We start from the raw sequence: 15,368 nt of genomic DNA on the forward strand, positions 1-15,368 counted from the left end.
GCCCGATACGCCAGGTCGCGGGTTCTATCGAAGTGCGCGAGCGGGTAACCTCGCGCTACTCCCTCGCCAGTGGCGCGTAATTGCCCCAAGACGAGGCAACTTGCCCCCAACTGGAGCCGATCCATGAGCGAACCGTTGACCCTCGAACCCAATGCCGTGGCCGATGCATGCATCATCTGGCTGCATGGCCTGGGCGCTGATCGCTATGATTTCCTGCCTGTGGCCGAAGCGCTGCAGCAGAGCCTGCATAGCACTCGCTTCGTTCTGCCGCAGGCGCCAACGCGGCCGGTGACCATCAACGGCGGCTGGAGCATGCCCAGCTGGTACGACATCCTGGCGATGAGCCCTGCGCGCGCGATCGATCGCGCGCAACTCGAGGCCTCGGCACAACAGGTCATCGCCCTGATCGAAGCGCAGCGTGACGCGGGCATCGATCCGGCACGCATCTTTCTCGCCGGCTTCTCCCAAGGTGGCGCGGTGGTGCTGCATACGGCATTTCTGCGCTGGCAGGGTCCGCTGGGCGGCGTTATCGCACTGTCCACCTATGCCCCGACATTTGCCGAACGCCTCGAGCTTTCCGAAGATGCCCGGCGTTATCCGGCGCTATGCCTGCATGGCAGCCGGGACGATGTGGTACCGCCAGCGATGGGCCGTGCCGCCTATCAGTGCCTGCACGACGCCGGCGTCAATGTCACTTGGCGCGAGTACCCGATGGGCCACGAGGTGCTCCCGGAGGAAATCCGCGACATCGGCAACTGGCTCGCACCGTTGCTTGACTGAGATGCCTCCCGAGCGCCAGGTCCGGCTGTCTATGCGTCAGTCACGGCCATGCCCCTGGCCTCTCCTGGACTAGACCTGTCGCGCAGCACCACACAACCGTAAGCGAGGCGCGAGTGCGTCCGGCTGGAAGTCAAGCCTTCCGGTGCGCGAGGCTTCGCCATGCATGCGTCTTGCATTACACTGGCGCGCGACACTTTCCTAATAAATGACGAGAAGACCGTGCTCAAAGCACTCAAGAAAATCTTTGGCAAGGCCCCGGATCTACGGGCCAGCACAGCCGATAGCGTGCTCGCCGCCGACAACGAGGGCCAACACAGCGCCCCGGCCCCGCAGCAAGCAACGACACCCGATACTCAACCCAAGCCGCAGCCCGCTGAGCGCTCCGCCGAAAAACCGCGCCATCAGCGCAGCCGCAAACCAGCGCAACCCGCCGCTCCAGCCTGGAAGCTGGACGACTTCGTGGTCGAACCGGCCGAAGGCAAGACCCGCTTCCACGACTTCAAGCTCGCGCCCGAGCTGATGCATGCGATTCACGATCTGGGTTTCCCCTACTGCACACCGATCCAGGCCCAGGTGCTCGGCTATACCCTTGCCGGCAGAGACGCCATTGGCCGCGCGCAGACCGGTACCGGCAAGACGGCCGCCTTCCTTATTTCCACCATCACGCAGCTGCTCGATACGCCGCCGCCGAAAGATCGCTACATGGGCGAGCCGCGCGCGCTGATCATCGCGCCGACCCGTGAACTCGTGGTGCAGATCGCCAATGACGCGCTGGACCTGACCAAGTACACCAACCTGAACGTGATGAGCTTCGTCGGCGGCATGGATTTCGACAAACAGCTCAAGCTGCTGGAATCGCGGTTCTGCGACATCCTGGTTGCCACGCCCGGTCGCCTGCTGGATTTCAACCAGCGCGGCGAGGTGCATCTGGACATGGTCGAAGTGATGGTGCTGGACGAAGCCGACCGCATGCTCGACATGGGCTTCATCCCGCAGGTCCGCCAGATCATCCGGCAGACGCCACCCAAGAGCGAGCGTCAGACCCTGCTGTTCTCCGCCACCTTCACCGATGACGTGATGAATCTGGCGCAGCAGTGGACGACCAATCCTGCCGTCGTCGAGATCGAACCCGAGAACGTTGCCAGCGACACCGTCGAGCAGCACGTATTCGCCGTGGCCGGCAGCGACAAGTACAAGCTGCTGTACAACCTGATCACCCAGAACGACTGGACGCGGGTGATGGTCTTCGCCAACCGCAAGGACGAGGTGCGGCGCATCGAAGAGCGCCTGACCCGGGATGGCATCAGCGCCGCGCAGATGTCCGGCGACGTGCCGCAGCACAAGCGCATTCGCACGCTGGAAGGCTTCCGCGAAGGCAAGATTCGCGTGCTGGTGGCGACCGATGTCGCCGGCCGCGGTATCCATGTCGACGGCATCAGCCACGTGATCAACTTCACGCTACCGGAAGATCCTGATGACTACGTGCACCGCATCGGCCGCACAGGCCGTGCCGGCACCAGTGGCACGTCGATCAGCTTCGCTGGCGAGGACGACGCCTTCGCCCTGCCGCCGATCGAAGCGCTGATCGGCCGCAAGATCCAGTGCGAAATGCCTCCGGCGGAACTGCTCGCACCGCCCCCTCACTCGCGCTGAGTCAATCGGGCACGGCATTCGCCGTGCCCCGCTCCCTCCTCCATCAATGACCTGAATCAGGCCACAAAAGAGCTCAAACGGCTAGAGTGGTAGCTAGATCGGAACTCAAGGAGAAATCGATGGACAGCATGCACTGGCTACTGTCGCTAATCGTCATTGGCTTCATCCTGCTCTGCGTAGGCTTCAACTACCGAGACCGGAACTGGGGCGTGGGCCTTCTTGGCCTGGGTGTGCTCACCATGTTCTCGACGCTGGCCTTCAAGATGTACATCACCTTCTATTGAGGGCTCAGCCGTTCTCGCGCCATCGTTCAGCTGCGGCCTGATCACTGGTGCGGCCTTCCACCCAACGCGGCCCGGACGGCGTCGTTTCCTTCTTCCAGAACGGCGCCCGCGTCTTCAGATAATCCATCACGAAGCGACAGGCATCGAAGGCCGCGTCGCGATGGGCGCTCGCCGCACCGACGAAGACGATGGGCTCGCCTGGTTCCAGGGGCCCGACGCGATGCAACACGTCGAGCCGCAACAATGGCCAGCGCTGCTCCGCCTCGATGATGATTTTCTCCAGCGCCTTTTCGGTCATCCCCGGCGCATGTTCGAGAAACATTCCGGCGACATCCTGCCCGTCATTGAAATCTCTTACGTAACCGACAAACCCTGCGACCGCTCCAATCCCCAGGTTGGCCGCATGCAGCGCATTGAGTTCGGCCCCCGGATCGAACGCTGCCGTCTGTACACGAACCGCCATGCTCAGCCTCCGGTCACGGTGGGAAAGAACGCGACTTCATCGCCATCGGTGATCGGCTCATCGAGACCACAGAGTTCCTGATTGCGCGCACACATCAGGTTCTGCTCGGCAAGCACGTCCCAAACACCGCCCTGCGCAAGCAGCCGCTGGCGCACATCGTTCACGCTGGCGAGCGAAGCATCCCACTGCAGGCGTTCGCCATCGGTGCCGAGGGTTTCACGATAACGGGCAAAGAACTGGACGGTAATCATGCCTGCACCTGCCAGTGGCCGCTCTTGCCGCCGAGTTTTTCCAGCAGGCGCACGCCTTCGATGACCATGCCGCGATCCACAGCCTTGCACATGTCGTAGATGGTCAGCGCAGCGACGCTGGCAGCGGTCAATGCTTCCATCTCGACACCGGTCTGCCCGGCCAGCTTGCAGGCCGCGCGGATCAGCACGCAGTCTTCGCTATCCGCCTGCAGCTCGACCTTGATGCTGGTGAGCAGCAGCGGATGACACAGGGGAATCAGTTCGTAGGTCTTCTTCGCCGCCTGGATACCGGCGATGCGCGCCACGGCGAAGACATCGCCCTTTGGATGGCCACCCTGCTGGATCATCTGCAGGGTCTGCGGCAGCATGCGGACACGCGCCTCGGCCACAGCCTCACGCGCGGTGACGACCTTGTCGGTGACGTCGACCATGCTGGCCCGGCCTTGGGAATCGAGATGAGTGAGCATTCGGCGCTCCTGATCGGAAAATCACGAGTCTACCGCAGTCGTCGGCGATGAACCCGCCCCCGTAAGAGGTACTACCGGGCATCGCCGCACGCTTCTCCGCTACATGTGCGCTTCGGCGTACTCGGCCAGTACCGAACGCGGCACACCTTGCAAGGTGATGTGAACACCGTGGGAGAAGTCCTTGAAGCGCTCGGTCAGGTAGGTAAGGCCCGAACTGGTCGCCGACAGATATGGCGTGTCGATCTGCGCCAGGTTGCCCAGACAGATCACCTTCGAGCCGTTGCCCGCACGGGTGATGATGGTCTTCATCTGGTGCGGCGTGAGGTTCTGGCATTCATCGATCAGGATCAGGCTCTGCTGGAAACTGCGCCCGCGAATGTAGTTCAGCGATTTGAACTGCAGCGGCACCTTTTGCAGGATGTAGTCGATGCTGCCGTGGGTGTTCTCGTCCTCCATGTGCAGCGCCTCGAGGTTATCAGTGATCGCACCCAGCCAAGGCTCCATCTTCTCCGCCTCGGTGCCAGGCAGAAAGCCGATGTCTTCGTCCAGCCCCTGTACGCTGCGGGTGGCGATGATGCGCCGGTAGCGCTTGCTGACCACGGTCTGCTCGATGGCTGCAGCCAGCGCAAGAATGGTCTTGCCCGAACCGGCCGCGCCGGACAGGTTGACCAGATGGATGTCCGGGTCGAGCAAGGCGAACAGCGCCAATGCCTGATGAATGTCCCGCGGTCGCAAGCCCCAGGCTTCCTGATGCAGCAGCGGCTCCTGATGCAGGTCGAGCAGCAGCAGCTCATCGGCCTTGATGCCCTTGATCCAGCCGACGAAGCCCTGTTCGTCGATGATGAACTCGTTGATGTGTACCGCAGGCAGATTGTCGGTCAGTTGCACGCGATGCCAGGTGCGCCCATGGCCCTGGTGGGTCTCGACCTTGCTCACACGATCCCAGAACGAGCCGCTGACGCTGTGATAGCCGGGGGAAAGCTGGCCGACGTCATCGACCAGCTGATCGGTATGGTAATCCTCTGCCGCTACGCCACAGGCACGCGCCTTCAGGCGCATGTTGATGTCCTTGGTGACCAGTACCACAGGCACGTCGGGGCGTTGTCTGCTCAGCTCGACCACCTGGTTGATGATCTTGTTGTCGTTCAGATCTTCCGGCAACGCGTTGGGCTCGCCACGCTTGCTCATGAGGATCGAAAGACTACCGGACGGCCCGCTCTTGCCGCGCTGGATCGGTACGCCGAGCTCGACCTCTTCCGGCGTTGCATCACCGAGCAGCTTGTCGATCAGACGAATCGCCTGACGACACTCGGCCGCGACGCTGTGTTTACCGGTCTTGAGTTGATCGAGCTCCTCCAGCACGGTCATCGGGAGGGCGACCTGATGTTCCTGGAAGTTCAGCAAAGCATTGGGATCGTGGATCAGTACATTCGTGTCGAGGACGTAGAGCGTGGGCTGGGTCGCGCGAGGTCTGCCGTAGTCATCCATACTGATCACCTTCTTCTGGGGCCAGAAACGAAGAGCCAAAAGCGCTTCGCTGCAGAGTGACCGCCATGCGATTCAGGTGAGCGGACGAGGGCAGCCGGTGGATTCGGGGCTGCCCAGGAGCCGCCACCTGTGTCGCAGGGTTCGGCGGTCTGAATTCGGTAATACCGTAAAAGTTATGACAGACAAAAGACTTTTCCGTTGAACTCGGCTTTTTTTCACGAATCGACCAAACGGCCTTGGCGCGCGTGTTTCGGCCGCGCTATTGTCGACGATCAAGGTGCGCGCTTTCGTCGCAGCGATTCACTTCCACGGTGATGTGCACCAGCTGCGGAAAGTCCTGCAACGCAGCCTTGTAGTGGTCGGCGGTGTGCGCCTGATGCGTCACCAGGCTCAGGATGCAGCTGTATTGCGCCCGCCCTACCCGCCACAGATGCAGATCGGTGACATCGGTATCCGGCACCTCCTGCAGCGCCTCCCTAACTCTGTGCACCAGCGGATCATCCATTTCCCGATCGAGCAACGCCTTGCCGGTATCCCGCAGCAGGCCGCGCGCCCAGACGAGGATCACCAGCGCACCGACAATGCCCATCACTGGGTCCAGCCAGCTCCAGCCGAAGAACTTGCCACCCAGCAGCGCGATGATCGCAGCCACCGACGTCAGCGCATCGGTCAGCACATGAATGAAGGCAGCGTGCCGATTCAGGTCCTTGCCACCCGAAGCGAGGTCATGCTCATGCGAATGGTCATGCGCGTGCTCGCCGTGGCCGTGGTCATGCTGATCCCGTAGCAACCAGGCGGACAGCAGATTCACCAGCAAGCCGATCACGGCGACCATCAACGCCGCATCGAAACCGATCACGACCGGCGACCAGAGTCGCGACAGCGATTCGCCGATCATGAACAGTGCCACGACGACCAACAGCAGTGCGCTGGTGAAACCGGCCAGGACCTCGATCTTCCAGGTTCCGAACGCGAAACGCTGGTCTGCCGCATAGCGCCGAGCCAGCAGATACGCCAGCGCCGCCAGTCCGATAGCGACCATGTGCGAGGCCATATGCCAACCGTCCGCGAGCAAGGCCATGGAGTTGAACCAATAACCGGTGGCGATCTCCACCAACATGGTCAAGCCGGTCAGCATGACCACCGCCCAGGTCTTACGCTCGGAGCTGCGCTCCAGCGGACGGTAGTCGTGAGGCGGTTGCCATTGCGCGTGATTGCAGCCAGACATACGAACTCCTTGGTTGACGCCTTCTAGCTTGTGCCTTGCCACACGGGGAAGGTCAACCGTTGCCTATGGCCGCTATAGCTGGAGCCGCTCCGCTCGTACCCCTACAATCGCGCCATCAGACAGGAGACCCGTACATGCTGATGGTGATTTCCCCCGCCAAGACGCTCGACTACGAAACACCCCCGATAACCGAACGCTTCACCCAACCTCAGTACCTGGAGCACTCGCAACTGCTGATCGACCAGTTGCGCGATTACTCGCCTGCGCAGATCAGCGAGCTCATGCATCTTTCCGACAAACTGGCGGCCCTGAACGTGGCGCGCTACGGCAGCTGGTCGGCTGACTCCAGGCTGGAGAATGCCAAGCAGGCCCTGCTCGCCTTCAAGGGCGATGTCTACACCGGACTGAGCGTCGAGGACTTCACCGAGAGCGACCTGCTGTTCGCACAGGAGCATCTGCGCATGCTGTCCGGGCTCTACGGCCTGTTGCGGCCGCTGGACCTGATGCAACCGTATCGTCTGGAAATGGGCACAAAACTGGCCAATCCGCGCGGCAAGGATCTGTACGCGTTCTGGGGCGAGCGCATCAGTGGCTGGCTGAACGAGGCACTTGCCGAGCAGGGTGACGATATCCTGCTGAATCTGGCCTCGAACGAGTACTTCAGCGCGGTCAAACCCAAGGCGTTGAACGCACGGGTCATCAATGTCGACTTCAAGGACATGAAGAACGGCCAGTACAAGATCATCTCCTTCTACGCCAAGAAGGCTCGGGGCCTCATGGCACGCTGGGTGATCAAGGAGCGTATCGGCAACCCCGAGCAGCTGCCGGAATTCGACTACCAGGGCTACCGCTACAGTCAGGACGACTCGACCAGCGACCGCTTGGTATTCCTGCGCGACGCCGCCGACCAGTAACAACGCAATGCCGGCGGCGGGCCCTGCACGGGCTCTGCCGCTGCCCTCACCGCCCCAATTGCGGGCCCGCACCAGCTCGTCTCGCCATCTCTACCAAGACCAGCCCGATCGATAGGCAGCACTCCGCCGAGCCGCTGATCGCACCTTGAATCCGTTCGCAAAAACTGGCCGATCAACGGTTGCCGACGCGGGAACTATCCAGCATGGCTCGCAATCATAAGCGCGTACCGACAATTCCAGGCGGAAAGGGAAGTCGCACATGAACGTGCATTGGGTCATCGATTTCGCAGATCGCGCCGTTCCAGATCGTCATTCGATCTCGGCGGTAGCGCAACCTCAGACGGCGATGCGGCTGATTATCCAGCCGAGAGCCGCGGCGCCGAGCAGAGCCTACGCGGCATCTGGCAAGGCAAACGCCGAGCAAGGCACGAACAGAGGGTTACGGCCATGCAAGCGCATCACTCCCGTTCGACCAGCAGCAGATGCCACGCATCGCGCGCGACGATGGTGCTCCTCAGCGACGCGCCGCCCGCCGATCACGAGCCTCCAGTGCAGATGACCATGATCGACATCTCGCCAGAGACACATGCGGCCTGACCAGCCATGGTGCGACATCCCGGCGATTAAGCAGACAGCAGATTTCAATCTCGAGGCATGCCTCGGGACAGAGCGGATTTCGTTCAGCGGACTGGCGATTCCCTCGACAAAGAACAGCAACCAGGCGCGGCCAAGAGGCCAGCGTCACCGGACAAGTAGAACGACCTTCGAAACGATTCAGGAGAAGCAATATGATCCCGGTTATTCTTTCAGGCGGTAGCGGCTCCCGGCTGTGGCCCCTTTCCCGCAAGTCGTTCCCCAAGCAATTTCTTGCCCTGACCGGCGAGCAGACGTTGTTCCAGCAGACTGTCGAACGCCTGGCGTTTGATGGCATGCAGCAACCGCTGCTGGTCTGCAACAAGGATCACCGTTTCATCGTCAAGGAGCAGCTGGCTTCTCGCAAACTCGGCGTTCAAGGCCTTCTGCTCGAGCCTTTCGGTCGTAACACCGCACCGGCCATTGGTATCGCGGCGATGAAGCTGGTTGAAGAAGGACGCGACGAGCTGCTGCTAGTCCTGCCGGCCGACCATGTCATCGAAGATCAGAAGGCCTTCCAGCGCTCACTGGCACTGGCGACCAATGCTGCGGAAAATGGCGAAATGGTTCTTTTCGGTGTTCCGCCGACTCGTCCTGAAACCGGTTTTGGCTATATAAAAGCTAGCCAGGACGCCAATCATGGCCTGCCCGACGGAATCAAGCGCGTGGCGCAGTTCGTCGAGAAGCCGGACGAGGCTCGCGCCCAGAGCTATGTGGAGTCGGGCGACTACTTCTGGAACAGCGGTATGTTCCTGTTCCGCGCCAGCGTGTTCCTGGAGGAACTGAAAAAGCACGATCCGGACATCTACGACACCTGCTCGCTCGCCCTGGAGCGCAGCGTGAAGAACGGCGAGGAAGTGCTGATCGACCCCGCCACTTTCGCCTGCTGCCCAGACAATTCCATCGACTATGCAGTGATGGAAAAGACTCAACTGGCTTGCGTAGTGCCCATGTCGGCTGGCTGGAGTGATGTCGGCTCCTGGTCTTCGATCTGGGATGTGCACGAGAAGGACGAGAACGGTAATGTCCTCAAGGGCGACGTGATCGCCGAAGACTCACGCAACTGCCTGGTACACGGCAACGGCAAGCTGGTCACCGTGCTCGGCCTGGAAAACATCGTGGTGGTGGAGACCAAGGACGCCATGATGGTTGCCCACAAGGACAAAGTGCAGGACGTCAAGAAGCTGGTCAGCAAGCTCGACGCCCAGGACCGCAGCGAAACCAAGAACCACTGCGCCGTCTACCGCCCATGGGGTTGGTATGACTCGGTGGACATGGGCGGTCGCTTCCAGGTCAAGCGTATCTGCGTGAACCCGGGGGCCAGCCTCTCTCTGCAGATGCACCACCACCGTGCCGAGCATTGGATCGTTGTTTCCGGTACCGCCCAGGTCACCTGTAATGACAAGACTTTTCTGCTCACCGAGAATCAGTCGACCTATATCCCGATCACGTCGGTGCATCGTCTGGCCAACCCTGGGAAGATTCCGCTGGAGATCATCGAAGTCCAGTCCGGCAGCTATCTGGGTGAAGACGACATCGAGCGCTTCGATGACGTTTACGGCCGCGCCGAACAGAGCAACGAAGCCAAAGTTGCCCGTTAATGTTCGCCAAGTAAGAGGAAAGCCCGCTTCGGCGGGTTTTTCTTTGCTCGATTCCTGGCTCTGCGCGTCCTACAAGCGCATACTTGCGCAAACCCGTGTAGCGCCTTGCCGCAAAACACAGTATCAATGCCGCAGGTAACTCCTGGTTTTTTGAACTACTGCTCGAATCTGCAGCCTGCCAGGTAATTGCTTAAACCTTTTCAGTTGACCTTGAGTCCCACAGACATAAGCTCGACTCCGTTGCAACTGAAAACTTCGGTTACAACCAAAGACGCATCATTCATTTCCAGACGCGTCTTAATTCAAACTAAAAACAGGATCCTTACGTGACGAAAGACGAACTGCGCGCCGAACTTGAGCGCCAGGCGCAGCGCTTTACCAATGTCTATGGTGGTGAAATTACGACTTACGCGGCTGAACGCGAACCCGAGCGCAAGCCGTGGCGGAAAAAACCCACTGCGCTTGATCAAGTGTTTCAGCAGGAACTGCAGAAGCTTGAACAGGAAAAACATGCCGACTGTGAAAACGCGGCAGCTGGGCAAGGCTGATCCTGACCTTCGTGCAGGACAGGCTCAAGCAGTCAACTATCACAGCCGATACAACAGCAGCAGTGAACTGGAAAGCGCCGATAAGTCAGCGCTTACCGCCGAGTAATGAGCCGAGCAACCCTCTGGCCAACTGACGCCCCAACTGACTGGCTGCCTGGCTCAAGGCACTTTTTACGACCCGTCCGGCCAGATCCCCCAGATCGCTGCCTGCACTACTCTTGCTTCGTGCAGGCTTCTCGGCCAGACGCTCAGTCTCCTCGACCGCCTGCATGGCCCGAGCACTCAGTATTTCGTAGGCCGACTCACGGTCGACGGGCTTGTCATAACGGCCACGCAAGCTGGACCGCGCGACAAGCTGCATGCGCTCAGCTTCGCTCAGCGGCCCCGCCCGCGACTGTGGCGGCGCGATGGCGACGCGCTGCACCATCGCCGGTGTGCCTTTCGCCTCGAGCCCACCCACCAGGGCCTCACCGATACCCAGCTGGGTCAGCACATCCAGCGTCGCAAAGTCCGGGTTTGCACGAAAACCGTCAGCCACCGAGCGCAGTGCTTTCTGCTCCTTGACGGTGTATGCCCGCAAACCATGCTGAATTCGCAGCCCCAGCTGCGCCAGTACCTGGTCAGGCAGGTCGGCCGGGGATTGAGTGACGAAGTAGACGCCAACACCTTTCGAACGAATCAGCCGCACCACCTGCACCAGCCGCTCCTGCAGCGCCTTCGGCGTATCACCGAACAGCAGATGCGCCTCATCGAAGAACAGGACCAGCAAAGGCCTGTCGGCATCGCCCCGCTCCGGAAGCTGCTCGAACAATTCGGCAAGCAGCCACAGCAGGAAGGTCGCATAAACCTTGGGTGCCTCATGCACCAGCACGCTGGCGTCGAGCAGGTGAATAGGACCCCGGCCGTCCGCCGCGGGGTGCAACAGATCCTCGAGCTGCAGGGCTGGCTCGCCGAATAGCGCCTCGGCGCCCTGCTGTTCGAGCGTCGCCAGACGTCGCAGCAAGGCCTGTGCCGATGCACCGGTGAACAGTGCACTGTCCTCACCGAGCAACTGCGGCTCAGCCTTGAGGTGCGCCAACAGCGCCTTGAGGTCCTTCAGATCGAGTAGCAGCAGGCCTTCACGGTCTGCCACCTTGAAAGCCGCGTACAAAGCGGCCTGCTGGCTGTCGGTGAGCTGCAGCAGGCTTCCCAACAGCAGCGGCCCCATCTCGCTCAGCGTGGTACGCAGCGGATGGCCGCTACGACCATGCACGTCCCACAGGGTCACCGGATACGCCTGCGGATGATGGCTCAGCCAGGGCATGCTGGCGATCCGCTCGGCGATCTTGCCCTGCGGTGTGCCTGCCGCCCCCAGGCCACAGAGATCGCCCTTGATGTCGGCAGCGAACACGGCAACTCCGGCATCGCTGAACTGCTCGGCCAGACGTTGCAAGGTGACCGTCTTGCCGGTACCGGTGGCTCCGGCAATCAACCCGTGCCGATTGGCCAGGCGCAGGGACTGGGTGTTCGGTTCCCCCACCGCATCGGCGCCGAGTACCAGACGATCGATTGCAGCCTTCATCAACCACTCTCCTTGTCGTGCTCGCACGTACCGGCTGGGGCGCCCTCGCCGGCCGCCGATGCACTCGACGGCCGACCTGCATTGCCCTGCTCAGCCTGAAGCTCGGCCCATAGCGCGGCGGCACCGGCGAACTCGGTGCCCTGCTCGGGCGACAGCGCCTCGGGATCGTATCGCTGAGTACAACCACTGCCGATGACAGGCGGCGCCTTGGCCGCGGCACGTTCGAGGGGATCGGTCACGGATGCTCCCAGATATCAGTTGAACACCATCGTCTTGTTGCTGTGTACCAGCACGCGGTCTTCCAAGTGATAGCGCAGGCCGCGAGAAAGCACCATCTTCTCCACGTCCTTGCCGAGCCGGACCATGTCCTCGATGCTGTCGCGATGGCTCACGCGCACTACGTCCTGCTCGATGATCGGGCCGGCGTCGAGTTCCTCGGTGACATAGTGACAGGTGGCGCCGATCAGCTTCACGCCGCGCAGCGAGGCCTGATGATAGGGCTTGGCGCCGACGAAGGACGGCAGAAAGCTGTGATGGATATTGATTACGCGCTGGGCGAACTCGTCGCACAGCTCGGACGGCAGAATCTGCATGTACCGCGCGAGCACAATCACATCGGCGCGCTGCTCGCGGACCAGGCGGGAGACTTCGGCGAAGGCCTCCTGCTTGTTGGCGGGGTCGACCGGCACGTGGATATAGGGAATGCCGTGCCATTCGACCATGCTGCGCAGGTCGTCATGGTTGGAGATCACGCAGGGAATGTCGCAGTCCAGCTCGCCGCTGTGCCAACGGTGCAGTAGATCGGCCAGGCAGTGGGATTCGCGACTGGCCATCAGCACCACGCGCTTGCGCTGCTCGGAGTCGGTGACTCGCCATTCCATTGAAAACTCACGGGCGATCGGAGCGAACGCCTGACGGAAACCGTCCAGATCGAAGGGCAATGAGTCCGCGCGAATTTCGTGACGCATGAAGAACCAACCGCTCTGGTGATCCGAATGATGGTTGGCTTCAGTGATCCAGCCGTTGTATGTGGCAAGAAAGTTACTGACTTTGGCAACAATGCCAACGCCATCGGGACAGGCAATGACCAGCCTGAAAGTGCGCATCAACGGTTACTCCGACTCAATGGGAAATGCGGCATTCTAGCCCAGCAGACAAAAGCACAGCCATCGCCATTAAGATCGAGGCGCAACGCCAACTATGCGCAACGACGCAAACGGCGCGGCCCGCAATCCCCCGGTTGTTATGCAGAGCATAAAAACCAACCGAAAAAAACTTGTCCGATAAAACAGGCTTTCCGCTTGATTTAAGCCCTGCACGGCTGCATTAGCAGCTCTTAGCCTGCGTCACATATCCTTTCAAATAGTAGTGTGGCTTTTTTACAAGGCTATATTTACTTGCGGATTACGCAGGACTATGATTGCTGCCACTTGCGTTCAAACCTATCCCAAGGAAGTCATATGTCACTTATCAATGAGTATCGCGCTACTGAAGAAGCCATCAAGGAACTTCAAGAGCGCCTGAAGTCGCTGTCCGAAGACGACAAGCTGAAAAAGGAACTGGAATTCGAAGGCAAGCTGCGCGAACTCATGGGTGAATACCAGAAGTCCCTGCGCGACATCATTGCCCTGCTCGATCCGGAGGCCTCTCGCAACAGCAAGAGCCCGCGCGCTGCAAAAGCTCCCGCGACCAGCAAGCGTGCCCGCCGCGTGAAGCAGTACAAAAACCCACACAGCGGTGAAGTGATTGAAACCAAAGGCGGCAATCACAAGACCCTGAAAGAATGGAAAGCCCAGTGGGGCTCCGACACCGTTGAAAGCTGGGCCACCCTTCTCGGCTAAGCGGCTACGGTTTTATAACGAACGCCGTTTCTCGACATTAATCATTGATGTCGGGAAACGGCGTTTTTATTTGTGCTGCACTCTTCCTCCCCAGCGCGAGTCAGGCGTAGCGCGCAAACATACGCCCTCCCGAAGCGTTAATTGCTCAAACGGTAACGCTCACGCAACCCCTGACCGTGCTCGCGCCATTGCTGCAACAGTTGGCGTTGCGCCGGTGTTGCACCGACCATGAATTGCTCGATATCCAACTCGAACTGCGCAAGCGTGTTGGGAGCGCCATATGCCCCATCGCTCAACCGCTGTTGGCAGAACTGACGCCATTGCGCTTGCTCGTCGACGGATAGCGCTTCGGGAAAGTTGCGCGCGCGATAACGAAATAGCAGCTCCTCGAGGCGGGCATCATCGAATCGAAACGGCTGTTTCGCCAGCTCCGCAGGTGACAGGCTACGGACCTGGTCGCATAGCCGCCGGTCCCGCTCCCCGAGAAAACCATCATATAGCTGCTGCTCCGGATCATCGGTGCCGGCGAAGCGCTCTTCGCGATAGATGTCTTCGAGCTTGGTGCTCCAGATCTGCCGCTGTTCTCGAAGCATTGCCGCACGTTCATGACAGAGCGACATATCCAGAGCAAGGCGCTGGATGTCTTCGGCGCGCAATACCTTGAGCGGCGCCACCACGGGACACTTGTTGACGTGCACCAGTTTCAAGGGCACCGGCAACTCGCCATCGGCGAGCTGGTCACGTCGGGTATACAGGCGCTGGCGCAGCGTTTCAGCCGTTTCCTGCAAGAGCGGCTCCGGTCCCGCCTGCAGATCGCAGACGATCAGCGCGTTGCGATTGCGCGGGTGCCAGCCCAGCGGCAGGACTACAGAGAGAAAATGCCGTGCAGCGGAGAAGCGGCCGGACACGTGCACCATGGGCTCCAGCAACCGGATCTGCTCAAGCACCGCCTGCTTGCGGCGCAGGTTGTAGAGATAGTCGTACAGCCGCGGCTGGCGATCACGAATGAGTCTGGCCAGGGCGATGGTCGCCCGCACATCGGATAGCGCGTCGTGCGCGTTCAGATGTTCCAGCCCATTGGCCACGCTCAGCCGCTCGAGTTTGAGCGTCACCCGTCCCTCTTCTTCAGGCCAGATCAGGCCTTCCGGCCGCAGAGCATAGGCGGTGCGTATCAGATCGATCAGGTCCCAGCGGCTGTTGCCGCCCTGCCATTCACGGGCGTAAGGATCGTAGAAGTTGCGGTACAGGCTGTAGCGCGTCACTTCGTCGTCGAATCGCAGGCTGTTGTAACCGGCGCCGCAGGTGCCAGGCATCGACAGCTGTTGGTGCAGACGATGAATGAACTCGGCCTCGCACACGCCCCTCTGCTCGAGGGTCGCCGGGGTGATTCCAGTGACCAGGCAGGCCGCCGGATGCGGAAGGATATCGTCCGAGGGGCGGCAATAGATGTTCAGTGGCTCGCCGATTTCCTCGAGCGCCTCGTTGGTGCGGATACCCGCCACCTGCAACGGACGGTCGCGGCTGGGCGAGATCCCTGTGGTTTCGAAGTCGTACCAGAAGATGCTTGAATTCACGGGAGAGTCCTTCTCGATCAGCGCGGCAGTCTATCAGCCAGGGCGGCACATCGCCGCGTGCGTGCAGCCGATCTACCTGCGC

At 60.8% G+C, this 15,368-nt stretch carries 17 protein-coding genes; 8 read left to right on the forward strand and 9 right to left on the reverse strand.

The window, feature by feature from the left end; genetic code table 11:
* Positions 1-123 precede the first annotated feature (123 nt).
* The 3 genes from P5704_007635 to P5704_007645 all read left to right on the forward strand — a co-directional run bounded on the left by P5704_007635 (position 124) and on the right by P5704_007645 (position 2,717).
* Positions 124-780 (forward strand): alpha/beta hydrolase, encoded by a 657-nt coding sequence (locus P5704_007635; GenBank protein ID WOF80334.1) that lies wholly within the window; start codon positions 124-126, stop codon positions 778-780.
* Positions 781-999: 219 nt separating this feature from the next.
* Positions 1,000-2,433 carry an ATP-dependent RNA helicase RhlB gene (gene rhlB / locus P5704_007640; protein WOF80335.1) on the forward strand — a complete coding sequence of 478 codons (1,434 nt, stop codon included), beginning with the start codon at positions 1,000-1,002 and terminating at the stop codon, positions 2,431-2,433.
* A 119-nt stretch (positions 2,434-2,552) separates the two neighbouring features.
* Positions 2,553-2,717 (forward strand): hypothetical protein, encoded by a 165-nt coding sequence (locus P5704_007645; protein ID WOF80336.1) that lies wholly within the window; start codon positions 2,553-2,555, stop codon positions 2,715-2,717.
* Positions 2,718-2,721: 4 nt separating this feature from the next.
* On the opposite strand, the gene moaE is transcribed toward P5704_007645, so the two are convergent.
* The 5 genes from moaE to dmeF all read right to left on the reverse strand — a co-directional run bounded on the left by moaE (position 2,722) and on the right by dmeF (position 6,614).
* Positions 2,722-3,180: a molybdopterin synthase catalytic subunit MoaE gene (gene moaE / locus P5704_007650; protein ID WOF80337.1), complete on the reverse strand. Its 459-nt coding sequence runs from the start codon at positions 3,178-3,180 to the stop codon at positions 2,722-2,724.
* Between the two features lie 2 nt (positions 3,181-3,182).
* Entirely contained in the window at positions 3,183-3,431 is a 249-nt protein-coding gene (locus P5704_007655) for a MoaD/ThiS family protein (GenBank protein ID WOF80338.1), read from the reverse strand.
* A complete protein-coding gene (gene moaC / locus P5704_007660; protein WOF80339.1) occupies positions 3,428-3,898 on the reverse strand; it encodes a cyclic pyranopterin monophosphate synthase MoaC in 471 nt (156 codons plus the stop codon). The genes P5704_007655 and moaC overlap by 4 nt, the downstream gene beginning before the upstream one ends.
* A gap of 99 nt (positions 3,899-3,997) precedes the next feature.
* Positions 3,998-5,386, reverse strand: a complete 1,389-nt coding sequence (locus P5704_007665) for a PhoH family protein (GenBank protein WOF80340.1) — start codon at positions 5,384-5,386, stop codon at positions 3,998-4,000.
* Positions 5,387-5,645: 259 nt separating this feature from the next.
* Entirely contained in the window at positions 5,646-6,614 is a 969-nt protein-coding gene (gene dmeF / locus P5704_007670; GenBank protein ID WOF80341.1) for a CDF family Co(II)/Ni(II) efflux transporter DmeF, read from the reverse strand.
* A gap of 134 nt (positions 6,615-6,748) precedes the next feature.
* Here dmeF and yaaA point away from each other — a divergent pair, with 134 nt between their 5' ends.
* From yaaA to P5704_007685, 3 genes are all read left to right on the forward strand, one after another.
* Positions 6,749-7,528: a peroxide stress protein YaaA gene (gene yaaA / locus P5704_007675; GenBank protein ID WOF80342.1), complete on the forward strand. Its 780-nt coding sequence runs from the start codon at positions 6,749-6,751 to the stop codon at positions 7,526-7,528.
* 788 nt (positions 7,529-8,316) lie between these two features.
* Positions 8,317-9,762 carry a mannose-1-phosphate guanylyltransferase/mannose-6-phosphate isomerase gene (locus P5704_007680; protein WOF80343.1) on the forward strand — a complete coding sequence of 482 codons (1,446 nt, stop codon included), beginning with the start codon at positions 8,317-8,319 and terminating at the stop codon, positions 9,760-9,762.
* Positions 9,763-10,088: 326 nt separating this feature from the next.
* Positions 10,089-10,310, forward strand: a complete 222-nt coding sequence (locus P5704_007685; GenBank protein WOF80344.1) for a hypothetical protein — start codon at positions 10,089-10,091, stop codon at positions 10,308-10,310.
* 85 nt (positions 10,311-10,395) lie between these two features.
* Here P5704_007685 and P5704_007690 read toward each other — a convergent pair whose 3' ends face one another.
* Genes P5704_007690 through purU form a run of 3 tightly spaced genes read right to left on the reverse strand, consistent with a single transcriptional unit; the run spans position 10,396 to position 12,977 of the window.
* Positions 10,396-11,871 carry a helicase HerA-like domain-containing protein gene (locus tag P5704_007690; protein WOF80345.1) on the reverse strand — a complete coding sequence of 492 codons (1,476 nt, stop codon included), beginning with the start codon at positions 11,869-11,871 and terminating at the stop codon, positions 10,396-10,398.
* On the reverse strand, positions 11,871-12,110 hold the full coding sequence (locus tag P5704_007695) for a hypothetical protein (GenBank protein WOF80346.1): 240 nt from the start codon (positions 12,108-12,110) through the stop codon (positions 11,871-11,873). The genes P5704_007690 and P5704_007695 overlap by 1 nt, the downstream gene beginning before the upstream one ends.
* A gap of 15 nt (positions 12,111-12,125) precedes the next feature.
* Entirely contained in the window at positions 12,126-12,977 is an 852-nt protein-coding gene (gene purU, locus P5704_007700) for a formyltetrahydrofolate deformylase (protein WOF80347.1), read from the reverse strand.
* On the opposite strand from purU, the gene P5704_007705 reads away from it, so the two are divergent.
* Positions 12,867-13,181: a hypothetical protein gene (locus tag P5704_007705; protein ID WOF81327.1), complete on the forward strand. Its 315-nt coding sequence runs from the start codon at positions 12,867-12,869 to the stop codon at positions 13,179-13,181. The genes purU and P5704_007705 overlap by 111 nt on opposite strands.
* 150 nt (positions 13,182-13,331) lie before the next feature.
* Positions 13,332-13,712 (forward strand): histone-like nucleoid-structuring protein MvaT, encoded by a 381-nt coding sequence (mvaT, locus tag P5704_007710; GenBank protein ID WOF80348.1) that lies wholly within the window; start codon positions 13,332-13,334, stop codon positions 13,710-13,712.
* Between the two features lie 137 nt (positions 13,713-13,849).
* Here mvaT and sbcB read toward each other — a convergent pair whose 3' ends face one another.
* The gene (sbcB, locus tag P5704_007715) at positions 13,850-15,286 is read right to left on the reverse strand and encodes an exodeoxyribonuclease I (protein WOF80349.1); all 1,437 of its coding nucleotides are present in this window, start codon (positions 15,284-15,286) and stop codon (positions 13,850-13,852) included.
* Positions 15,287-15,368: the final 82 nt, after the last annotated feature.

Source organism: Pseudomonas sp. FeN3W (assembly GCA_030263805.2).
Taxonomy (GTDB): domain Bacteria; phylum Pseudomonadota; class Gammaproteobacteria; order Pseudomonadales; family Pseudomonadaceae; genus Stutzerimonas; species Stutzerimonas stutzeri_G.